Genomic DNA, 20,676 nt, shown 5'->3' on the forward strand with positions numbered 1-20,676 from the left:
TCAGGTCTCCTGGGGTGAGGTGTTCAGGTGGTCGCCGAGTCGGTCGAGCCGGCGTTCGGCGGGCAGTCGCTGCCGCCCGATCCAGGCACCGGCGCCCGACAGCGCGTCGGGGGCCAGCTGCACCGTGCGGACGCGACCGACCTTCTCGCTGACGACGATCCCGGCCTCCTCGAGCACCGCGAGGTGCTGCAGGACGGCCGGCAACGACATCGGCAGGGGTTCGGCCAGCTGGCTGACCGAGGCCGGTGACTGCACGAGCCGCTCGACCATGGCGCGACGGGTCGAGTCGGCCAGGGCGTGGAACACCCGGTCCATCCGCTCGCCATGGTTAAGCATATACTTAACTATTGAGGAACGGCGCTGGACTGTCAAGACTCCCGATACCGTGAGGTGTGCCCGATCTCAGATCACCGTGGTGGCAGGCCTTCGTGGCCGTGTGCGGCATCCACCTCGTCCTGCTCGCGGCCGATGCCACGCCGTGGGACAGCATCACCAAGTGCCTGGCTGCACCCCTGCTGGTCGGCTGGGTGCTCGCCGAGCGCGGACCCCGGATCCTCGCGGTGGCACTGACGTTCTGTCTCGGCGGCGACCTCTTCCTGGAGATCGAGTCGCTCTTCGTGTTCGGCATGGTGTCGTTCGCGCTCGCCCACGTCTGCTTCACCGCGTGGTTCGTCTCGCGCGGTGCGCTCGACGGACTACGGGCCCGACCGGCCGTGCCCGCAGCCCTGGTGCTGGCTGCCGTGGTCCTGGTGGCCGTCGTGTGGGGCGGGGTCGACGACGCGGTGGTCCGCTACGCCCTGCCGTTCTACGCCCTGCTGCTCGTCGGCACCGCCGCGACCGCCCTGGCCACCGACCGGGTGGCCGGCATCGGTGGGCTGTTGTTCCTCGTCTCCGACGCCGTGATCGCCCTCGGTGTCGCCGACCGCATCGACGACACCGCGGTGTGGGCGAAGCTGACGATCATGGTGCTCTACTTCGCGGCGATCGCCCTGCTCACCGCGGGCGCCACCTCCCTCCCCCACAGGGCGGTGGATTCGCGACCGAATCCCGCCGCCGGTGGAATCTCGACCGTCTGAGCGCCCAGAGGGTCGCAGATCCACCGCCCAGACGCCAGCGAGGCACACTGGAGCGGTGGACCTTCCCCGCTCCGACCGCACCTACCGAGGCGTCGTCGCCGTCTTCGGCGCCTTGTTCCGCCTGTGGGGGTACCGGTTCGACGTCCGCGGTGCGGAACACCTGCCGGCCCACGGGCCCGCGGTGATCGCGTCGAACCACATCGGTTTCCTGGACTTCACCTTCATCGGGTACGCGGCCCGTGAGCGCGGCCGGCTCGTGCGGTTCATGTCGAAGCGGTCGGTCTTCGACTCCCGGTTCGCGGGATGGCTGATGAGGCGCATGGGACACATCCCCGTCGACCGGGCGTCCGGCGCCGTCGCCTACCGGCGCGCGGGTCGCCTGCTCGACGCCGGCCAGCTCGTCGGTCTCTTCCCCGAGGCGACCATCAGCCGCTCGTGGTTGCTGAAGCGCTTCCGGCCGGGAGCAGCCGGGCTGGCCCTGCGTCACGGGGTGCCGGTCGTGCCCGTGGTCGTGTGGGGTGGCCACCGCATCCTCACCGTCGACGGCCACCGCAGCCTGCGCCGCGGGATCGCGATCTCGATCCACGTCGGGGAACCGCTGGAGACCCGGCCGGACGAGTCCGTCGCCGACCTCACCGCACGCGTGCGCGTCGCCATGTCCGACCTGCTCGACACCGCGATCAGCGACTACCCGGACGAGCCCCGGGACGACGACGACCGGTGGTGGCTGCCGCACGACCGTGGCGGGACCGCACCCGACCCCGAGGCTGCGCACGAGCTGGACCGGGCGGCCCTCGCCCGCATCGGAGAGACCCTCGACTGACCGGCCCGCGGCAGGCGTAAGTTGGGCCCATGCGGAGCATCGCGGTCGGTGACCTGACGTTCGACGTGCACGTCGAGGGTCCCGAGGACGGCCCACCGGTCATGCTGCTGCACGGGTTCCCGGAGACGTCGGCCTCGTGGTCGGCGGTCACCCCCCTGCTCACGGCCGCCGGCCTGCGCGTGTTCGCACCCGACCAGCGTGGCTACTCGCCCGGGGCACGACCCGATGGCGTCGAGGCCTACTCCACCTCCGCCCTGGCCGAGGACGTCGTCGGCCTCGCCGACGGGCTCGGACTCGACACCTTCCACCTCGTCGGCCACGACTGGGGCTCAGCCGTGGCCTGGTGCGTCGCCGCCCACCACGGCTCCCGCCTGCGCAGCCTCACCGCCGTCTCGGTGCCCCACCTGGCCGCCTACGGTCGGGCCCTGCGCGACGACCCGGACCAGCAGGCCAAGGGCTCCTACATCGGCCTGCTGCGTCAGCCCGGCAAGGCCGAGGCGCTGCTCCTCGACGACGACGCCCGCCGACTGCGGGCCATGTACGGACCGCACGTCCCGACCGAGCAGGTCGAGCGGTACGTCGAGCACCTCTCGCGGCCAGGGGCCCTGACCGCTGCACTGAACTGGTACCGCGCGATGGGCCCGGAGCTCGGCTCGCTCCCCGCGGTCGACGTCCCGACCACCTTCGTGTGGAGCGACGAGGACCAGGCCATCGGTCGCGCCTCGGCCGACGGCTGCGCGGAGTTCGTCACCGGCGACTTCACCTACCTGATCCTGCCGGGCGTGAGCCACTGGGTGCCCGAGCAGGCGCCCGAGGCCCTGGCCGAGGCGATCATCACCCGCGCCGTCTGATCCGGCGCGACCAGTCGTTCGCCAGCGACGAGCGTGAGCGCAGCGAGGCGAACCCACGCACGGGTCGCCTCGGGCTCCGCCCTCACGGTCGCTCCGCTCCCTGGCGACCACCGCGCTCCGGGTGTGGTTTCGAGGCTGCTCGTTCCTCGCAGCACCTCAACCACCGAGGACGCGGAACCCTCCGTTCGCCGGCCCGCGGAGCGAGGGGGGGTGTGGTTTCGAGGCTGCTCGTTCCTCGCAGCACCTCAACCACCGAGGACGCGGAACCCTCCGTTCGCGTGAGCGCAGCGAGGCGAACCCCGCGCCACCCGTCGCCTCGGGCTCAGGCGGAGCGGCGGACCGTCGCGGCGGTGATCAAGGGCCACCCCTGTGGGTCGTCGAGCTCACGGCCGGCCGTGCGGGCCCACCGGTTCCAGTCGTCGGCTCGCTCGGCGTACCAGCGACGCTGGTCGGTCACCAGGTCCTCGACGGTGGCGGTGCCGACGCCGACGTGGCGGGCCGCGATCTGTCGGGCGACCTCGAGCGCGGCGCGCGCATCGGCCAGGGCGTCATGGGCGTTCGCCAGCTCGACCTCGTAGTAGGCGGCGACGTCGGTGAGCCGGCGCGGACCGAGCTCGCCGCGCACGATGCCCCAGTCGACCACGTAGGGGTCGATGACCAGCAGCCGCGACCAGTCCGGCTGGACGAGGCCCCACCGCTCGGCCTCGGCCCGCAGCATCGTGAGGTCGTAGGGCGCGTTGAAGACCACCAGCGGCACGCCGCGGTCGACGACCTGCTGCACCCAGTCGAGCACCTCGGTGAGCGCCCCACGCGGCGCGGGTGCGCCGCGCAGAGCCGCAGCGTCGAGCCCGTGAACGGCGGACGCGCCCTCGGGGATGGGGACGCCCGGGTCCACCAGGCCGGAGCGCTCGACCTGGTCGTCGAGCAGCGCAAAGCTGACCACCCGGTCCCGGAGGGGATCGACGCCGGTGGTCTCGAGATCGAGTGACGCGACCGGGCCGAGGTGCCATCCGGCGTGGTCGCCGGGCGGCGGTGCCGTGGGACGACACCCCACACAGGTGACCCGCCAGGAACCCGGCCGACCGATGAGGAGCCCCGTGCCCGCCGGGACGCGGGTCCGGCAGGTGGCGCAGGAGCTGTCGTGTCGGTTGGACCGCATGGAGCCTCGATTCGTGGTGCTGGTTCCACGCTAGTGGTGCTCGCCGACAGGATCAGGCAGACACGCCTCGCCCCGATTGGTACGGTTGTCCAACTTGACCGCCGGCACCGCCCCAGGAGCACCCATGCGCAGGACGTCGTTCGACGGCGCCGTCACCCTCGTGACGGGGGCCGCCAGTGGCATCGGTCGCGCTGCTGCCGTCCAGGCCGCTGACCGCGGCGCCCGCCTCGTCCTGACCGACGTGCAGGCCGCAGCGCTCGACGAGGTCGCCGACCGGCTGGGCCCGGCCGTGCTGCACCACGCGGCCCTCGACGTGGCCGACGCCGAGGCCGTCCAGGCCCTGGCCGACCACGTCCACACCCTGGTCCCGGCCGTCGACGTGGTGATGAACGTCGCCGGGATCTCGACCTGGGGACGCATCGAGGACCTCGAGCTGCGCCACTGGCGGCGCACCGTCGAGGTCGACCTGATGGGACCGATCCACGTGATGCACTCCTTCGTGCCCCCGATGGTGCGGGGCGGACGGGGCGGGCACCTGGTCAACGTCAGCTCCGCGGCCGGGTTGTTCGGGCTGCCGCTCCACGCGCCCTACAGTGCGGCCAAGTTCGGCCTGCGCGGCATCAGCGAGGTGCTGCGCTTCGACCTCGAGGGACACGACATCGGCGTCACCCTCGTGTGTCCCGGGGCGGTGGCGACGCCGCTGGTGGGCACGGTCGACATCGTCGGCGTCGACCGCAGCGACCCCCGCGTCGCGGCCACGGTCGAACGCTTCGAGCGGCACGCGGTGAGTCCCGAGCGGGCCGCCGCGGCGATGCTGAGAGCGGTCGAGAAGGGTCGGCACCTGGCCTTCACGTCGCCGGACGTGAGGTTCGGGTGGTACGGCCAGCGCTACGTGCCGTTCGGCTACGACCTCGTGATGCGCCTCGCGAACCGGCGCATCCGCACGGTCCTCCGGTCGGTCGCGCCACCGGCCTGACGGTCAGGAGTCGGCGGGGCGCTCGGGGGGCTCCGCCGACTCGTCGTCGCGTCGCTGCCGCAGCTCGCCCTTGAGCGACCGCACCTGCTTCTTGCGGTGCGACAACCAGATCGACGAACCCGACAGCAGGACCGCGACGAGGACCCCGACGAGGACCCCGGCCAGCGACGCGTTGCGGAACCCGGGCGCCTCGGTGTCCATGATCCGGCTCCCGGCCCGTGCCGCGTTGCTGTCGCCGATCGCGATCGCCAGGGTCATCCAGTTCGGTGTCGCCAGCACCACCGCGACGGCCGCGAGCACCCCGCGCCAGGCCCAGCTGAGGAACCGGCGGCGGACCTGGAAGAGCACCAGCAGCGGGACCACGGAGAACACGAACCCCACGAACAGCCCACGCCACACCCCTTGGGTCAGGTCGCCCTGCACCTGGTCGGAGACCCGCTGGGCCCACCACCGGGGGAAGAACGCACCCGACAGCTTCCACACCACGAGCGCCACGACCAGGGCCACCGCCACGAGGACGGCCCGCCGGACCCACGGCCCACCGATCTCGTCGGAGCTGCGCGGTGCCACCGGTGCGGGTTCGTCGGCCATGGCGCCATCATGGCACTGCAGTAGGTTCGACCCCGTGCGTATCGCCACCTGGAACGTGAACTCCATCCGCAGCCGCATCGACCGCGTCGTGGGCTTCCTCGAGCGCCACGACGTGGACGTCCTGGCCATCCAGGAGACGAAGTGCCGGGAGGACCAGTTCCCCGGCCTCGAGCTCTCCGCGCTGGGGTACGAGTACGCCCACGCCGGGCTCAACCAGTGGAACGGGGTCGCGATCGTCTCGCGGGTCGGCCTCGACGACGTGGCCACCACGTTCGCCGACGACCAGCCCACGTTCGCCGACGTGCTCGAGCCGCGCTCGATCGGCGCGACCTGTGGCGGGGTGCGGGTGTGGAGCCTCTACGTGCCGAACGGCCGCGAGCTCGACCACGACCACTACGTCTACAAGCTCGCGTGGCTCGACCGTCTGCGCGAGGCCGGTCAGGAGTGGTTGGCTGCCGACCCGGACGCGCAGATCGCGCTCACCGGCGACTGGAACGTGGCCCCGCAGGACGAGGACGTCTGGGACATGGCCGCCTTCGCCGGCTCCACCCACGTCTCCGAGCCCGAGCGGGCCGCCTTCCGCGCCGTCGTCGACGCCGGCTACGCCGACGTGGTCCGCCCGCACACCCCGGGGCCCGGCGTCTACACCTTCTGGGACTACCAACAGCTGCGGTTCCCCAAGCGCGAGGGCATGCGCATCGACTTCCAGCTGTGCTCCCCCGCGCTGGCGGCCCGGGTCGAGAAGGGCTGGATCGACCGTGAGGAGCGCAAGGGCAAGGGCGCCAGCGACCACGCCCCCGTGGTCATCGACCTCGCCTGAGCCCCTCGGGGCCCGGTCCGGGCCTCCGCTCAGAACGTGGGGCGCAGGGGGAACCCCGAACGGCCCTCGGCGTCCGGCTTGACCGCCAGCACCTGGTGCAGCTCGATCTCGTCGACGTCGAACGCGATCCGCGACCCGGCCATGTACATGCCCCACACCTTCGCGGTGCCCAGCCCGGCCTCCGCGACCGCCTCGTCCCAGTGCGCCTCGAGGTTGCGGCACCAGTCACGCAGGGTCATGGCGTAGTGCTCCCTCAGGTTCTCGCTGTGACGCACCTCCAGCCCGGCGTCGTGCACGGCCGAGGCGATGCGGCCGACCGCGGCGAGCTCACCGTCGGGGAACACGTAGCGGTCGATGAACGCTCCGGTCGAGGTCGCCGACCGGTTGTTGTCACGGGTTATGCAGTGGTTGAGGAGCCGGCCTCCCGGCTTCAGCCGATCCTCCACGAACGCGAAGTAGGGGGCGTAGTTGCGCACCCCGATGTGCTCGGTGAGGCCGATCGAGCTGATCGCGTCGAAGTCACGCTCCGGCACGTCGCGGTAGTCCATGAACCGCACCTCGGCGAGGTGGTCCAGGCCGCGTGCCTTGATCGACTCCTGCGCCCACGTGGCCTGTTCCCGCGAGAGGGTGACGCCCAGGGCCTCCACCCCGTAGTGCTCGGCGGCGTGGCTGACCATGCCGCCCCAGCCGCACCCCAGGTCCAGCAGCCGCTGGCCGGGCCGCAGGTCCAGCTTGCGGCACACGAGGTCGAACTTCTCGGCCTGGGCCTGCTCCAGGGTGGCGTCGGTGTCGGGGTAGACGGCGCAGGTGTAGGCCATCGACGGACCCAGCACCAGCTCGTAGAAGCGGTTCGAGACGTCGTAGTGGTGGTGGATCGCCTCGGCGTCGCGGGAGCGGCTGTGCCGCAGACCCTCCAGGACGCGACGCCACTTGGGCAGGTGCTCCTCAGGAGGGGGAGGTGGCGCGACCAGGTGCGACAGGCCCAGGCTGCGCACGATCGTCACGAGCTCACCCGGCGGCGGCAACCTGAAGGTGAGCCGACTCCGGAACAGCTGCATCATCGCGTACGGGTCGCCCGGGTGGACACCGTCGATCTCCAGGTCGCCCGCCACGTAGGCGCGCGCGAAGCCGAGGTCCCCGGGGGTCGACATCAGGTAGGCCAGACCGCGTTCGGTGAGCAGCCGGACCGTGTGCGCCGCGTCCTCCGGCCCTGCCGTGCTGCCGTCGTACGCCTCGAAGCGGAACGGCATCCCGTGCCGCATGAGCCGCTCCAACGCCTGAGCGATGGTCAGCCGGGTCGTGGTCTCGGTCGTCATGAGTTGCCCACCGCCTTGTCGTAGAGGGTGCTGAGTCGTCCGGCCGGGTCGTACCGCCGGCGGACCGCGTCGAGGTGCTCGGCCCCGTACAGGCCGTCGAACGTCTCCCGGTCGTAGAAGGCCTCGGAGTACAGGGACTTGTGGCCGCCGAGCCGGTGCACCTCGGCCTCGATGCGGCGGTTGACCAGGCCGGCCGGGGCGTCGGCCGGGACCTCGACGGTGCCCCAGAACCCGAGGTTCACGTACACCTCGCCCGGGGTCAGCGGGTAGGTCGGCCAGGCGCGGGTCGTGCGCAAGGGGCAGAGCCAGACCGGCCGCATCCCGACCTCGGCATCGAACCAGGCGAGGAACTCCGGCACGGCGCTCAGCGGCAGCTCGACGTCCTGGATCACCCGTTCGCGCCCGGGGATCCCGCGGACGCGGTCGAGCACGCGACTGACGCCGAACCGGGCGTCCAGTCCCACGAGCCGGTGGTACACGTCGCTGCGCCGCCACCGGGCCGGCCACAGGCGGCGCACCACGGGGTGCTGCGCCCCGAACGCGCCGGAACACCAGAACCAGTCGGTGTCCCAGCGCCACAGGTAGTCGAGCATCGCCAGCGCGTCGGTCTCGCGCTCGCCGACCGACCGGTAGTAGATCTGCTGGCCGGTGTAGTCGCTGGTCTCCACGGGCGCGTCGGTGAACTCGGCGAGGCTCAGCCGGATGTCGCCGGGGGTGAAGGCGGTGCCGTCGACGGCGTCGACCCTGCGCCCGTCCCAGGAGCCGGTCTCGGCGATCTCGTGCACGGCCTTGCAGGCCGCGTCGGCGTCCTCGAACGGCACGTGCCGCAGGCCCACCCGCCCCGGCACCCGCTCGAGCCGGATCCGCAGGCGGGTCGCGTAGCCCAGGCTGCCGTAGGAGTTGGGGAAGGCGGCGAAGAGGTCGGCGTGCTCGTTGTCGGCCGTGGCGGTGACGATCTCACCCGATCCGGTCAGCACGTCCATCTCCAGGACCGACTCGTGGGGCAGCCCGTGGCGCAACGACGTGGACTCGATGCCCAGACCGGTGACCGCTCCCCCGAGGGTGATCGTGCGCAGCTGCGGGACGACGAACGGGATCATGCCGTGGACGAGGGTCGCGGCGACGAGCGTCTCGTAGGTGCACATGCCCTGCACGTCGGCGGTCGCGGCGTCGGTGTCGACCGCGATGACCCCGGTCAGTCCGGAGACGTCGAGGCCGGGAGCCCCGGTGGCGGCGCGTGGCCGGAACAGGTTCGAGGTGCGCTTGGCGAGCCTGACCGGCTCACCCTCCCCGATCGCCCGGAAGGAGGTGAGCAGAGCCTCCACGGCCCCCCGATGCTGCTGCCAGCCATCCACGCGTCCAGCCTACGACGGGGCGGCCGCGCTCCGACAGGGTGGTTGCCCCGCGCAACCACCCTGGCGGGTCAGCCGTCCAGGCTCCACACGAGTGCCTCGCCGGGGCCGTCGCCGGACAGCACCAGCGGGCCGCCCTCGTCGGACCGCAGCTCGTCGCCCGCGCCGAGGCCTTCGCCGCCCGCCATCACGTCGCCCCGGGTCACGTGCACCAGGTGACGTCCCGCCGGCGGCACCCGCAGGGTCTCGCCGCCACGGAAGGTCGCGACGTGCAGCCGTCCCGGCGCGTGCACCCGGACGGTGGCGACCAGCACCCCCGGCGACGGCTCGACCGCCCGCTGCTCGATCTCCGGGTCGCCGTCGTGGTCGCTGGCCAGCATCATCTGCACGAACACGAGCGGATCGGTCGCCGATGCGTTGACCTCGGTGTGCTGCACCCCCGGCCCGGCGCTGAGTCGCTGCAGCACGCCCGGACCGACGTCCCCCGCGATGCCGGTCGAGTCCTCGTGCCGCAGGACGCCCTCCAGGACCCAGGTGATGATCTCCACGTCGCTGTGGCGGTGCGCCGGGTAGCCGGAGCCGGGGGCCAGGTGTTCGACATTGATCGCCACGAGCGGACCGAACCGAACGTTGGCGGGGTCGTAGTGGGCCCCGTACGAGAAGGAGTGCCGGGTGACGGTGCCGTCGCCGACGGTCAGGAACCGGTCGGCGCTGCGTCGGACCTCACGCATGCCGGACCTCACGCATGCCGGACCTCAGGCATAACCGAGCTCGTGGAGCCGGTCGTCGTCGATCCCGAAGTGGTGGGCGATCTCGTGCACCACGGTGATGCCGACCTCCTCGACGACCTCGGCCTCGGTCTCGCAGATCGCGAGGGTGGGCCGGCGGAACACCAGGATCCTGTCGGGCAGCACCCCGCCGTAGGAGGCGTCCCGCTCGGTCAGGGCCACGCCGTCGTAGAGCCCGAGCAGGTCGGGCTCGTCGTCAGGCGCGTCGTCCTCGATGAACAGCACGACGTTGTCGAGCAGCGCGGCGAGCTCCGCGGGGATCGCCGCGAAGGCGGCCTCCACCAGCTCGGCGAAGCGGTCCTCGTCGACGTCGATCACGCTGCCATCCTGCCAGCCGGGCGGTGCCGATATGCTGGCCGCGCCTGAGCCCCCTTCGTCTAGCGGCCTAGGACGCCGCCCTTTCAAGGCGGTAGCGCGGGTTCGAATCCCGTAGGGGGTACCACGGAGCAGCCCGACCCCGAAGGAGGTCCCGTGCGCGCTCGGCTCGTCCTCGTCGCGGCGACCCTGGCGGTAGCCTCCTTGCTGGCCGCGCCACCGGCGTCGGCTGCCCATCCCGTCCTGTGCACCGGCTTCGCCGACTGCGCGGAACGCGGGTTCCGGACCCACGGCTACGCCGAGGCGATGAACACCTCGTGGTGGAGACAGACGTCGGGCCACAACTGCACCAACTACGTCGCCCACCGCCTGATCAGCACGAACGGCATGTCGACCACCAAACCGTGGTCGACGTTCGGCAACGCCGAGACCTGGGGCGTCGCCAACGCCCACCTGACCGACGACCGGCCCGCGCTCGGCGCGGTCGCCTGGTGGGACGGGACGTCGGGCGGGCCGGCCGGCTCGAGCGGCCACCTGGGCTACGTCGAGAAGATCGTGTCCGACGACGAGATCTGGGTCTCCGAGAGCAACTTCGGGGGCACCTTCCACTGGCGCAAGGTCACCCGCGGCGGCACCAGCTGGCCGACCGGGTTCATCCACTTCGCCGACCTTCCGGAGAATGCCGACCAGCCGACCGCACCACAGGGCAGGTCCGTCGACACCGGCCTGGAGCTCACCTGGCAGCCGCCGGCCACCGGACCGGTCACCGGCTACGCCGTCGAGTGGTCCCCCTCCGCCGGAGGACCCACCCGCCGGACCGAGGTCGACGAACCGGCCGCGCTGCTGGCGGACCTCGGGCTCGGCGTCCGTCACGACGTCGCCGTGACGGTCCTCGGCGTCGACGGGGCACCCCTGCCGTCGGGCTTCGAGGTCTCGGTGACGGGGGTCGACTTCACGGACGTCTCGGTGTTCCACGTGTTCGCCCCCGAGATCATGTGGCTGAGGTCGACGGGCATCACCACCGGCTACGCCGACGGCGGGTTCCGCCCGACCCAGCCGGTCCTGCGCGAACAGATGGCCGCGTTCCTGTTCCGCCGCGCCGCCGTCGCGGATTTCGTGCCGCCCGAGACCTCCCCGTTCACCGACGTCTCGACGACCGACCCGTTCTACCGTGAGATCACCTGGCTGGCGGGCCAGGGCATCACGACCGGCTACGACGAGCCCGACGGCACCGTGACCTTCCGGCCGTCCGAGCCCGTGCTGCGCGAGCAGATGGCCGCGTTCCTGCACCGGGTGCACCTCGGGACCGACCCGGCGGCGCCGAGCGCGGCCCCCTTCGCCGACGTGCCCGTGGACCACGTGTTCGCGGGGGAGATCGCCTGGCTGGAGGGCGCCGGCATCACCACCGGCTACCTCGAGCCGGACGACACCCGCACGTTCCGTGGGAGCCAGCCGGTGCTGCGCGAGCAGATGGCCGCGTTCCTGTTCCGCTTCCGCACGTTCTGACCCCCACCGGAGGACCCATGACCGAGCCGCTGGACCCGAGCCCTTCGCACGACCGCACCGCGGGAGCGACCGTCACCCTGCCGGTTCCGCCGTCGGTGGCGCTGGCGGTAGTCACCGACCTCGGCAGTTTCCCTGCCTGGCTCGACATGCACAGCGGGTGGCGCGGGCGGGCACCCGGTCGCGCCGTCGTCGGGTTGCAGTTCGTCGAGCAGGTGCAGCTGATGGGCATTCCCGCCGAGGTGCAGTGGGAGGTCGTCGAGGTCGGTGACGACCGCCTGGGGCTCGAGGGGTCGGGACCCATGGAGCTGACCCTGGCCCTGCTGGTGACGCTCGCCCCCCAGGGCGACGGAACGACCCTCCGACTGGACATCGGCCTGTCCGGCGACCCCGTGCGGGGGCCGATGGGCGGCTCGGTCCTGCAGAGCGTGCAGGAGGCGGTCGACGCATCGGTGACCCGACTCGTCGACCATGTGGCCGGTGCCGACCCCACCGCCGCCGGGCCGGCCGACGGAGCGGCTCCCGTGCGCCACGACCGCACCGGTCAGCTGCTCGACCCGCACACCCCGGTCATCGTCGGTGTGGGCCAGCACGCGAACCGAGCGGTCGGCGAGGAGCTGCTCGATCCCGTCGAGCTCAGCGTCCTGGCCCTGCGTGCGGCCGAGACCGACAGCGGCAGCAGCGGACTGCTCGCATCGGCCGACGCCGTCTACGCGATCGCCAGCGCCTCGTGGACCTACCGGGACCAGGCGGCCGCGGTCGCCGCACAGGTCGGCGCCGACCCGGCCGAGACGGTCATGTCCGCGCGGTTCGGCGGGGATGCCGGCGCCCTGCTGCTCAACGACGCGGGCGCCGCGATCGCCGAGGGTCGGGTGGCGGTCGCCCTGGTCAGCGGCGCCGAGGCCGGAGCCACCCTGGCGGCGGCGCAGAAGCAGGGCCTCGAGCTCGACTGGCCGCGGCAGGCCGAGGACGTGGCCCCCACGCGTGTGCTCGGCAGCGACCGGGCCGCCAACACCGACCCGGAGACCGCCGCCGGGCTCAGCGTCCCGGTGTACACCTACGCCCTGTTCGAGTCAGCGTTGCAGGCCGCCGCCGGGCACGACACGGCCGAGCACGAGCAGGTCGTCAGCGAGCTGTGGTCGGGCCTGTCCGACGTCGCGGCGGCGAACCCCCATGCCTGGTCGCCGCAGGCCCGGTCCGCGTCCGAGCTGCTCGAGGTCGGCGACGAGAACCGCATGATCTCCTCGCCGTACCGCAAGCTGATGTGCGCCAACCTCACGGTCGACCTCGCCGCGGGGCTGATCGTCACCAGTGTCGCCGCCGCGCAGGCCGCAGGTGTGCCCCAGGACCGGTGGGTCTTCCTGCACGCCGGTGCGTCGGCCCACGACGAGTGGTTCGTGTCCGAGCGGGGCGACCTCGCCTCGTCCCCGGCGATCCGCACGATCGGCGCCGCCGCCCTGGCTCACGCGGGCCGTTCGATCGAGCAGATCCGGCACGTCGACCTGTACTCGTGCTTCCCGTCGGCGGTGCAGATCGGCGCCCGCGAGCTGGGCCTGCCCGTCGGCGACCCCGCCCGGCCGCTCAGCGTCACCGGTGGGCTGACCTTCGCCGGCGGTCCGGGCAACAACTACGGGACGCACGCCGTCGCGAGCCTCGTCCCCCGGCTGCGGGCGGAGCCGGACACCTTCGGCCTGTCGACCTCGGTGGGCTGGTTCCTGACCAAGCACGCCGTGGGGATCTTCTCGGCCCAGCCGCCCGTGCAGCCGTACCGCGACCTGCACCCCGTCGTGGAGGCCACTCCGACGCGCACCGTGCTGGCCGAGTACGAGGGCGAGGCCGTCGTGGAGGCGCACACCACCCAGTTCGACCGTGACGGGTCGCCCGACGCGGTGATCCTCAGCGTCGTCACCCCCGCCGGCGACCGGGTGCTCGTGCGGACGCGGCAGCCCGAGGTCGCGTCCGCCGGATCGATCGCGGGCCGGCGGGTCCAGGTGGGGTCCACCGAGGAGGTCCGGCTGCTGGACGAGTCCACCGAGGTCCCCGCGGCGCCGCCGCTGCCGGTCCGCACCGAGCGGCACGGGTCGACCCTCGTGATCGTCATCGACCGCCCGGAGCGCCGCAACGCCGTGGACCTGCGCACCGCGCTGCTGATCGAGCGCGCCGTCGACCTGCTGGAGTCAGACCCCACGCTCCGGGTCGGGGTGCTGACCGGGGCCGGGGGTCATTTCTCGGCCGGCATGGACCTGAAGGCGGCGGCCGCCGGCCAGTTCCCGCTCACGGACGGCCGCGGCCCGCTCGGCATCACGGGCCGACCCCCGACGAAGCCGCTCGTCGCGGCCGTGGAGGGCGCCGCCCTCGCCGGCGGATGTGAGCTGGCGCTGGCCGCGGACCTGATCGTGGCATCCTCCACCTCGGTGTTCGGCCTTCCCGAGCCCAAGCGTGGCCTCGTCGCGGCAGCGGGGGGCGTGATGCGACTGACGCAGGCGCTGCCGCGCAAGCTGGCCATGGAGATGGTGCTCACCGGTGACCCGGTGCCGGCCGTCCGCCTGGCCGAGCTGGGCCTGGTGAACCGCGTGGTCGAGCCCGGTCGCGCACTCGAGGCGGCCCTCGAGCTCGCTGCGTCCATCGCCGTCAACGCGCCGATGTCGGTGCGGATCGGCAAGCAGATCGTCACCGAGTCCCCCGACTGGACCACCGACGAGGCCTTCGACCGCCAGTCCGACCTCGCGGCGCCGGCGGTGTTCTCCGACGACGCCCGCGAGGGCGTCCAGGCCTTCGTCGAGCACCGCGACCCGGTCTGGACCGGCCACTGAGCCCCTCCCGTACCCGCTGGGAGTGACGTTTCGGCCCCGAAATCGCTCGATCAGGGGCAGAAACGTCACTCCCAGCGGGGACGGGAGGTGATGTCCGACACATCTGCGCCAAAAGACCCTCGCTGGTCAGGAACGTGTGCCTGGATGACCTAGCCTCGGCCTGTGATCTCCCTGCTCTCCAACCTGCTCCTCGTGCTCGTCAGCGTCGCCCTGGTGCTCCTGATCGGGGCACTGGTCGTCGTCCTGTTCAACGCCGCTGCCGGTTGGGTCGTGGCCCGGGTCGAGGAGCGCGCGGAGGACCGCGAGCAGGTGCCGACCCGGCGTTGAGCGTGACAGGCTGACGCCATGAGTGCCGGCCGATTCGCCCCGTCGCCCTCGGGCGACCTGCACATCGGCAACCTGCGGACCGCCGTGCTCGCCTGGCTGTTCGCCCGCGGCACGGGACGCCGGTTCCTCCTGCGGGTCGAGGACCTCGACCAGGGTCGCTCCGGGGCCGAGGCCGAGGCCCGGCAGCTGCAGGACCTCCGGGAGCTCGGTCTGGACTGGGACGGCGAGGTGGTGCGGCAGTCCGACCGCGCCGACACCTACGCCGCCGCGCTGGAGCGGCTCACCGAGGAAGGCCGGACCTACCCGTGCTTCTGCTCGCGGCGCGAGATCCGCGAGGCCACCCGGGCGCCGCACGCGCCCCCCGGGTCCTATCCCGGCACCTGCCGTGACCTGGACCCGGCCGAGCGGGACCGGCGGGCCACCGGACGGCCACCGGCGATCCGGCTGCGGGCCGAGGTCGACAGCTGGTCGGCGACCGACCTGGTGCTCGGCGAGCTGGCCGGACCGGTGGACGACCTCGTGCTGCGGCGTGGCGACGGGACGGCGGCGTACCACCTCGCCGTCGCCGTCGACGACGCCGACCAGGGTATCGACCAGGTGGTCCGCGGCGACGACCTGGTGGGCTCGACACCGGGACAGGCCCACCTGGCGCACCTGCTCGACCTGCCGGCGCCGACCTACGCCCACGTGCCCCTGGCGGTCAATGTCCAGGGACAGCGGCTGGCCAAACGGGACGGCGCCGTGACCGCGGCAGACCTTCGCGCCCTCGGCCTGGACCCCCTGGCGCTGATCGCCGCGTCCCTGGGCCTGGCCGGCGACCTGCCGCGCCTGCTGAGGGACTTCGACCCGGCCGCCCTCCCCCGCGAGCCCTGGGTGTTCAGAACCCCCTGAGGCGGTGCGCCTCGACCATGTGTTCGCCAGCCCGAGCGTGCGAGGGCGTGAGCGGAGCGAGGCGAACCCCACGCGGGTGTCGCCTCGGGCTCCGCCCTCACGGTCGCTCCGCTCCCTGGCGACCGCCACCCGGGTGTGGTTTCGAGGCTGCTCGTTCCTCGCAGCACCTCAACCACCGAGGACGCGCGACCTCGTGTTCGCCAGCCCGAGCTTGCGAGGGCGTGAGCGGAGCGAGGCGAACCCCACGCGGGTGTCGCCTCGGGCTCCGCCCTCACGGTCGCTCCGCTCCCTGGCGACCGCCACCCGGGTGTGGTTTCGAGGCTGCTCGTTCCTCGCAGCACCTCAACCACCGAGGACGCGCGACCTCGTGTTCGCCAGCCCGAGCTTGCGAGGGCGTGAGCGGAGCGAGGCGAACCTCACGCGAGGGTCGCCTCGGGCTCCGCCCTCACGGTCGCTGCGCTCCCTGGCGACCACGGGACCCGTTCGCCGGCCCGCGCAGCGAGGCGAACGGACCGGCCTGACCGGCTCGGTCAGCCGATGAAGTCGGCCAGCAGGCGTGACAGGATCGTCGGCTGCTCGATCGTGCTGGAGTGTCCGCAGTCCGGCACGACCTCCAGCCGCGCTCCGGCGATGCCGGCCACGATGGCCTCGGACTTGTGCACCGGCGTGGCGACGTCGTCGGCACCCACCACGACCAGGGTCGGTGCGGTGATCGAGCCGAGCTCGGGGGCCACCGGCAAGCGGTCCGTCACACCGAGGATCGCCTGCCGCATGCCGCTGCGGTCGACCGTGGCCAGGTCCTCCAGCCAGCGGTCGATGCGCGGACGGACGGCCGGATCGCCCAGGGCGGTCGGGCCGAACATGATCGGCTCCACCTGGCCGCGGACGATCCCCATGCCGAACAGCCGGTACACCCGGGCGAGCAGGCGGTACCGCTTGACCTTCTCCGGGTCCTCGGGTCCGGCGCTGGTGTCGAGCAGGCTCAGCGAGAGGACACGGTCGGGGTGGCGGGCGGCGAGTCGCATCCCGACGAAGCCGCCCATCGACAGCCCCACGTAGTGGACCGCGTCCAGGCCGAGCTCGTCGAGCAGTCCCACCACGTCGCCCAGCAGGGTGTCCATGTCGTAGCCGCCGGTGGTGGCGGGCGGGGTGCGACCCTGGCCGCGCCAGTCGATCGTGATGCACCGGTAGCGCTCCCCCAGCGCGGCGACCTGGTCGTCGAACATGCGGCCGCTGAACAGCAGGCCGTGGCCGAACACCACGGTGGGTGCCTCCGGCCGGCCTGCGGGCGCGCCCGTGTCGGTCAGGTGGACGTCGGTGCCGTTGACGTGCAGGAGGGGCATGGGTCACGAGGGTAGTCCGCCTCGTGGCGCAGGTCACACTTGACAAGGTTTGTGAGTGATCACTAACTTAACTCCATGGTCACCGGAAAGCGCATGAAGGCAGAGGACCGCAAGCGACTGATCCTCGACGCAGCGATCGTCGAGTACGGCAGCGGCGGGCTCCACGAGACGTCCACCGAGGCGATCGCCGAACGCGCCGGGGTGTCGCAGCCCTACCTCTTCCGCCTGTTCGGCACCAAGCAGGACCTGATCATCGCCGCGATCCACCAGCACACCGACACCCTGCGGGGCCTGTTCGCCCGGGCGGTGGCCGAGCGCGGCGAGCTGAGCCCGCTCGACGCGATGGGCGAGGAGTACGCCCGGATCCTGGCCGAGGACCCCAACTCGCTGCGCTGCCAGCTGCACACCTGGGCCGCGGCGGGAGACCCCGCGATCGGACCGGTGGCGCGGTCCACCTACCTCGAGATCCTCGACGACATCCGTCGCCTGAGCGGCGCGTCCGACGAGGAGATCACCGACTTCATGGCGCACGGGATGTTGATGACCGTGGCCGCTGCGCTCGACATCCCCGACCTCGCCTGCTCCATCCCCACGTCATCGATCGGCACCACCACCCCTCCCTCCCCCTCCCCCCAGGACGACTGACATGTTCGATTTCCTTGCCCGCATCGCCACCACCCGACCGCGCCGAGTCCTGCTCGTCACGGCCCTGTTCATCGCCCTCGCCGGCGTGCTCGGCGGCCCCGTCGCGGGGCTGCTCAACGCCGACACCGACTCGTTCAGCGACACCAGCTCGGACAGCGCCACCGCCCTGCGGTTGATCGAGGACGCGACCGGCACCAAGGCGGTCGCCGAGATGGTGCTGTTGATCGACACCGACGACCCGGCGGCCCTCGACGAGGCCCGCGAGGTCCTCGACGCCGATCCGGACGTGGCTGCGGTGGTCGGAGGGCCGGAGGCCGGCGACGCGTTCGCCTCGCGCGACGGCGACCTCACCTTCCTCGCCGTCGTGTACACCGCCGACGCCAACACCACCGAGGTGTCCGAGCACCTCGGCGAGCAGCTCGGCGAGATCGACAACGTCCGGATCGGCGGCATCGGCGCCGCGTTCCAGGCGGTGAACGAGAAGGTCGAGTCCGACCTCGTCCGGTCCGAGCTGATCGCCTTCCCGCTGCTGCTCATCGCGGCCCTGTGGGTCTTCCGCTCCGGCGTCTCCGCCCTGCTGCCCCTGCTCGTCGGCGGCCTCACGATCATCTCGTCCCTGCTGTTCCTCCGCGGCGCCAACGAGATCGTCTCGATCTCGAACTTCGCCCTCAACCTGGTCACCGGCATCGGCCTGGGCCTGGCGATCGACTACTCGCTGTTCATGGTGTCGCGGTACCGCGAGGAGCTCGCCCGCGTCGGGCCGGGCGTCGAGGCCATCACGCGCACCGTCGCCACCGCGGGTCGCACGGTCGTCTACTCCGCCGTGACGGTCGCCGGCGCCGGCCTGGCCCTGCTGGTCTTCCCGCTGCGCTTCCTCTACTCCATGGGTGTCGGGCTCACCATCGTCGCCCTGACCGCGGCGGCCGTCTCGTTGATCGTCCTGCCGGCGTTGTTCGCCCTGCTGGGGACCCGGGTCAACTCCCTGGGCCTCAAGCGCTGGCAGCGGTCGCTGCAGGCCGAGGCGACTGCGGAGAAGTCCGGCTTCTGGTACCGCCTCGCGCAGTTCGTGATGCGCCGCCCGCTGCCCATCGCCATCGCCGGCACGGTCATCATGCTGGCGCTCGGGGCCCCGTTCCTCGGGGTCAAGTTCACCGGGGTCGACGCGTCGGTGCTGCCGGTCGACGCCGAGGCGCGGATCGTCGACACGACCCTGCGCGAGGAGTTCACCGACACCGACGCCGCGCCGGTCATCGTGGCCATCGAGGCACCGGAGTCCGCGGCCGACGAGGTCGCCACGTTCGCCCGCGCCGCCGCCGCGCTCGAGGGCACGGTCGGCACGACCCCGCCGCTGTACCTCGGCGACGACCTGTGGCAGGTCGACGTCCGGCTCGCCCAGGGTCCCATCGAGGCGACGTCGCTCGACCTCGTCGAGACCATCCGCGACATCCCGGCCCCCGGACCCACGTTCGTCGGCGGGTCGAGTGCCGAGCAGGTCGACCAGGTGGCCTCGATCGCCGACAGCATCCCGTTGGCCGTCGGCATCCTCGCGGCCCTGACCTTCGTCGCCCTGTTCCTCATGACCGGCTCGGTGATCCTGCCGATCAAGGCGCTGGTCATGAACCTGCTCACCGTCAGCGCGACCTACGGCATCCTCGTGCTGATCTTCCAGGACGGGCGCCTCGAGGGACTGCTCAACTACACGAGCCAGGGCGCGCTGGAGTCCACCCAGCCGGTGTTCCTGTTCGCGATCGTGTTCGGCCTCTCGACCGACTACGCCGTGTTCCTCCTGACCCGCATCAAGGAGGCTCGTGACAACGGCGCCACCGACAGCGAGGCCGTGGCGCTCGGCATCCAACGGACCGGACGCATCGTCACCGCAGCGGCCGTGCTCTTCGCCATCGCACTCGGAGCGTTCGCCACCTCGGACATCATCTTCATCAAGCAGCTCGGCCTCGGGGTCGCGGTCGCGGTGCTGATCGACGCCTTCCTGGTGCGGGCCCTGCTGGTGCCGTCGCTGATGGCGCTGCTGGGCCGGGCCAACTGGTGGGCTCCCAAGCCCCTGCGCAAGCTGCACGACCGGTTCGGCCTCAACGAGGGTGAACCCGTCGCGCCGGAGCCACGCCCCGTACCGGCCCGGGTGTAGCACGAAGGCGGTCCCCCGACGGGTGTCGTGGGACCGCCTTCGTGGGCACGGCTCAGATCAGGTTCTTGCTCTCCAGCCACTCCTTGGCGATGGTCGCCGGCGCGGCCTTCTCGTCACCGGAGTTGCGGATGTTGAACTCCAGCAGGTCCTCGGTCTTCAGCTGCGCCGAGATCCGGTCGAGCACGTCCTCGATCCGGTCGTCGTCGACGGAGTCACGGATCAGCGGAACCACGTTCTGCGACAGGATCAGGCCCTCGGGGTCCTCCAGGGTCACCAGGTCGTTCTCGACGATCGACGGGGTCGTCGTGTAGATGTCGGCGACGTCGGCCCGGCCGTCCAGCAAGGTCTTCAGGGTGTCGGGTCCGCCGTAGTCGCTGTTGGACTCGAACACGATGTTCGTCAGGCCGTAGACGGCCTCCAGCCCGGGGAGACCGTAGGGACGCTGCTCGAACTCGGGGTTCGCGACGAGACGCACCGAGTCCAGGGTCGCCAGGTCCGCGATGGAGGTCACGCCGTTGGTCTCGGCGAACTCGCGGGTGACGTTCAGGGAGTCCTTGTTCTCGGCGTCCGCCGGCTCGAGGATGTCCAGCTCGTCGGGGAGCACGTCGTCGAGGGCGTCCTCGACCTCCTCGGGCGTCGCCGCGGTCGTCTCCGGGTCGTAGAAGGACAGCAGGTTGCCGGTGTACTCGGGGATGATGTCGACCTCGCCCGACTCGAGGGCCTGCAGGTAGACCTCGCGCGACCCGATCTGGAACTGCCGGTTGACGTCGATGCCCTCGGCCTCCAGCGCCTGCGCGTACACCTCCGCGATGATCTCGTTCTCGGCGAAGGCGGCCGACCCGATCGTGACGCCGTCGCCGTCGGTCGGGTCGCCACCGCAGGCGGACAGGGTGAAGGCCAGCGACGCGGCAGCGCCGATCGCGGCCAGGCGGCGGATGGTCATG

At 72.0% G+C, this 20,676-nt stretch carries 20 protein-coding genes and 1 tRNA gene; 12 read left to right on the forward strand and 9 right to left on the reverse strand.

The annotated features are described in order from the left end of the window. Positions 1 to 336, reverse strand: coding sequence for an ArsR/SmtB family transcription factor (locus tag HMPREF0063_RS11605; protein ID WP_007078870.1), 336 nt, complete (start codon positions 334 to 336; stop codon positions 1 to 3). A gap of 56 nt (positions 337 to 392) precedes the next feature. Between HMPREF0063_RS11605 and HMPREF0063_RS11610 the strand changes: the two genes are divergently transcribed. From HMPREF0063_RS11610 to HMPREF0063_RS11620, 3 genes are read left to right on the forward strand one after another with little or no spacing between them, the layout of a single operon-like run. Next, positions 393 to 1,076 carry a lysoplasmalogenase family protein gene (locus tag HMPREF0063_RS11610; protein ID WP_007078871.1) on the forward strand — a complete coding sequence of 228 codons (684 nt, stop codon included), beginning with the start codon at positions 393 to 395 and terminating at the stop codon, positions 1,074 to 1,076. Between the two features lie 55 nt (positions 1,077 to 1,131). After that, positions 1,132 to 1,899: a lysophospholipid acyltransferase family protein gene (locus HMPREF0063_RS11615; RefSeq protein WP_007078872.1), complete on the forward strand. Its 768-nt coding sequence runs from the start codon at positions 1,132 to 1,134 to the stop codon at positions 1,897 to 1,899. 29 nt (positions 1,900 to 1,928) lie between these two features. Beyond that, positions 1,929 to 2,750, forward strand: coding sequence for an alpha/beta fold hydrolase (locus HMPREF0063_RS11620; RefSeq protein ID WP_007078873.1), 822 nt, complete (start codon positions 1,929 to 1,931; stop codon positions 2,748 to 2,750). 322 nt (positions 2,751 to 3,072) lie between these two features. Here HMPREF0063_RS11620 and HMPREF0063_RS15855 read toward each other — a convergent pair whose 3' ends face one another. After that, positions 3,073 to 3,804, reverse strand: coding sequence for an exonuclease domain-containing protein (locus tag HMPREF0063_RS15855; protein ID WP_169309983.1), 732 nt, complete (start codon positions 3,802 to 3,804; stop codon positions 3,073 to 3,075). A gap of 229 nt (positions 3,805 to 4,033) precedes the next feature. Here HMPREF0063_RS15855 and HMPREF0063_RS11630 point away from each other — a divergent pair, with 229 nt between their 5' ends. Beyond that, complete coding sequence (locus tag HMPREF0063_RS11630) at positions 4,034 to 4,885, forward strand: SDR family oxidoreductase (RefSeq protein WP_007078875.1); 852 nt, start codon at positions 4,034 to 4,036, stop codon at positions 4,883 to 4,885. 3 nt (positions 4,886 to 4,888) lie between these two features. Here the strand turns inward: HMPREF0063_RS11630 and HMPREF0063_RS11635 are convergent, their stop codons facing one another. Beyond that, the gene (locus tag HMPREF0063_RS11635) at positions 4,889 to 5,476 is read right to left on the reverse strand and encodes a hypothetical protein (RefSeq protein WP_050760950.1); all 588 of its coding nucleotides are present in this window, start codon (positions 5,474 to 5,476) and stop codon (positions 4,889 to 4,891) included. Positions 5,477 to 5,510: 34 nt separating this feature from the next. On the opposite strand from HMPREF0063_RS11635, the gene HMPREF0063_RS11640 reads away from it, so the two are divergent. After that, positions 5,511 to 6,296 (forward strand): exodeoxyribonuclease III, encoded by a 786-nt coding sequence (locus HMPREF0063_RS11640; protein WP_040320259.1) that lies wholly within the window; start codon positions 5,511 to 5,513, stop codon positions 6,294 to 6,296. 29 nt (positions 6,297 to 6,325) lie between these two features. Here HMPREF0063_RS11640 and HMPREF0063_RS11645 read toward each other — a convergent pair whose 3' ends face one another. From HMPREF0063_RS11645 to HMPREF0063_RS11660, 4 genes are all read right to left on the reverse strand, one after another. Continuing rightward, the gene (locus HMPREF0063_RS11645) at positions 6,326 to 7,612 is read right to left on the reverse strand and encodes a class I SAM-dependent methyltransferase (protein WP_007078878.1); all 1,287 of its coding nucleotides are present in this window, start codon (positions 7,610 to 7,612) and stop codon (positions 6,326 to 6,328) included. Continuing rightward, entirely contained in the window at positions 7,609 to 8,967 is a 1,359-nt protein-coding gene (locus HMPREF0063_RS11650) for an FAD-binding oxidoreductase (protein WP_007078879.1), read from the reverse strand. Before HMPREF0063_RS11650 ends, HMPREF0063_RS11645 begins: the two co-directional genes overlap by 4 nt. A 68-nt stretch (positions 8,968 to 9,035) precedes the next feature. Continuing rightward, complete coding sequence (locus HMPREF0063_RS11655; protein ID WP_007078880.1) at positions 9,036 to 9,695, reverse strand: pirin family protein; 660 nt, start codon at positions 9,693 to 9,695, stop codon at positions 9,036 to 9,038. A 24-nt stretch (positions 9,696 to 9,719) separates the two neighbouring features. Beyond that, the gene (locus tag HMPREF0063_RS11660; RefSeq protein WP_007078881.1) at positions 9,720 to 10,070 is read right to left on the reverse strand and encodes a metallopeptidase family protein; all 351 of its coding nucleotides are present in this window, start codon (positions 10,068 to 10,070) and stop codon (positions 9,720 to 9,722) included. 48 nt (positions 10,071 to 10,118) lie between these two features. On the opposite strand from HMPREF0063_RS11660, the gene HMPREF0063_RS11665 reads away from it, so the two are divergent. The 5 genes from HMPREF0063_RS11665 to gluQRS all read left to right on the forward strand — a co-directional run bounded on the left by HMPREF0063_RS11665 (position 10,119) and on the right by gluQRS (position 15,601). Then, positions 10,119 to 10,194: transfer RNA gene (locus HMPREF0063_RS11665), tRNA-Glu, on the forward strand. A gap of 29 nt (positions 10,195 to 10,223) precedes the next feature. Beyond that, the gene (locus HMPREF0063_RS15860) at positions 10,224 to 11,573 is read left to right on the forward strand and encodes an S-layer homology domain-containing protein (RefSeq protein WP_007078882.1); all 1,350 of its coding nucleotides are present in this window, start codon (positions 10,224 to 10,226) and stop codon (positions 11,571 to 11,573) included. A 17-nt stretch (positions 11,574 to 11,590) separates the two neighbouring features. Beyond that, complete coding sequence (locus HMPREF0063_RS11675) at positions 11,591 to 14,383, forward strand: type II toxin-antitoxin system Rv0910 family toxin (protein ID WP_007078883.1); 2,793 nt, start codon at positions 11,591 to 11,593, stop codon at positions 14,381 to 14,383. Positions 14,384 to 14,545: 162 nt separating this feature from the next. After that, a complete protein-coding gene (locus HMPREF0063_RS16625; RefSeq protein ID WP_007078884.1) occupies positions 14,546 to 14,710 on the forward strand; it encodes a hypothetical protein in 165 nt (54 codons plus the stop codon). Between the two features lie 18 nt (positions 14,711 to 14,728). Beyond that, positions 14,729 to 15,601 (forward strand): tRNA glutamyl-Q(34) synthetase GluQRS, encoded by an 873-nt coding sequence (gluQRS, locus tag HMPREF0063_RS11680; RefSeq protein WP_007078885.1) that lies wholly within the window; start codon positions 14,729 to 14,731, stop codon positions 15,599 to 15,601. 530 nt (positions 15,602 to 16,131) lie between these two features. Here the strand turns inward: gluQRS and HMPREF0063_RS11685 are convergent. Beyond that, positions 16,132 to 16,944, reverse strand: coding sequence for an alpha/beta fold hydrolase (locus HMPREF0063_RS11685; RefSeq protein WP_007078888.1), 813 nt, complete (start codon positions 16,942 to 16,944; stop codon positions 16,132 to 16,134). A 75-nt stretch (positions 16,945 to 17,019) separates the two neighbouring features. On the opposite strand from HMPREF0063_RS11685, the gene HMPREF0063_RS11690 reads away from it, so the two are divergent. Both HMPREF0063_RS11690 and HMPREF0063_RS11695 read left to right on the forward strand, forming a co-directional pair. Beyond that, a complete protein-coding gene (locus HMPREF0063_RS11690; protein WP_007078889.1) occupies positions 17,020 to 17,589 on the forward strand; it encodes a TetR/AcrR family transcriptional regulator in 570 nt (189 codons plus the stop codon). Position 17,590: 1 nt separating this feature from the next. Further along, positions 17,591 to 19,732 carry an MMPL family transporter gene (locus HMPREF0063_RS11695; RefSeq protein WP_007078890.1) on the forward strand — a complete coding sequence of 714 codons (2,142 nt, stop codon included), beginning with the start codon at positions 17,591 to 17,593 and terminating at the stop codon, positions 19,730 to 19,732. A 52-nt stretch (positions 19,733 to 19,784) separates the two neighbouring features. On the opposite strand, the gene HMPREF0063_RS11700 is transcribed toward HMPREF0063_RS11695, so the two are convergent. Beyond that, complete coding sequence (locus tag HMPREF0063_RS11700) at positions 19,785 to 20,675, reverse strand: ABC transporter substrate-binding protein (protein WP_007078891.1); 891 nt, start codon at positions 20,673 to 20,675, stop codon at positions 19,785 to 19,787. Position 20,676: the final 1 nt, after the last annotated feature.

This window comes from Aeromicrobium marinum DSM 15272, from assembly GCF_000160775.2.
GTDB lineage: Bacteria > Actinomycetota > Actinomycetes > Propionibacteriales > Nocardioidaceae > Aeromicrobium > Aeromicrobium marinum.

Coding starts and splice junctions, on each gene's coding strand:
- HMPREF0063_RS11690 (WP_007078889.1), top strand. CDS start 17,020: ATGGTCACCGGAAAGCGCATGAAGGCAGAGGACCGCAAGCGACTGATC.
- HMPREF0063_RS11620 (WP_007078873.1), top strand. CDS start 1,929: ATGCGGAGCATCGCGGTCGGTGACCTGACGTTCGACGTGCACGTCGAG.
- HMPREF0063_RS11645 (WP_007078878.1), bottom strand. CDS start 7,612: ATGACGACCGAGACCACGACCCGGCTGACCATCGCTCAGGCGTTGGAG.
- HMPREF0063_RS11655 (WP_007078880.1), bottom strand. CDS start 9,695: ATGCGTGAGGTCCGACGCAGCGCCGACCGGTTCCTGACCGTCGGCGAC.
- HMPREF0063_RS11675 (WP_007078883.1), top strand. CDS start 11,591: ATGACCGAGCCGCTGGACCCGAGCCCTTCGCACGACCGCACCGCGGGA.
- gluQRS (WP_007078885.1), top strand. CDS start 14,729: ATGAGTGCCGGCCGATTCGCCCCGTCGCCCTCGGGCGACCTGCACATC.
- HMPREF0063_RS11635 (WP_050760950.1), bottom strand. CDS start 5,476: ATGGCCGACGAACCCGCACCGGTGGCACCGCGCAGCTCCGACGAGATC.
- HMPREF0063_RS11605 (WP_007078870.1), bottom strand. CDS start 336: ATGCTTAACCATGGCGAGCGGATGGACCGGGTGTTCCACGCCCTGGCC.
- HMPREF0063_RS11700 (WP_007078891.1), bottom strand. CDS start 20,675: ATGACCATCCGCCGCCTGGCCGCGATCGGCGCTGCCGCGTCGCTGGCC.
- HMPREF0063_RS11630 (WP_007078875.1), top strand. CDS start 4,034: ATGCGCAGGACGTCGTTCGACGGCGCCGTCACCCTCGTGACGGGGGCC.
- HMPREF0063_RS11685 (WP_007078888.1), bottom strand. CDS start 16,944: ATGCCCCTCCTGCACGTCAACGGCACCGACGTCCACCTGACCGACACG.
- HMPREF0063_RS11695 (WP_007078890.1), top strand. CDS start 17,591: ATGTTCGATTTCCTTGCCCGCATCGCCACCACCCGACCGCGCCGAGTC.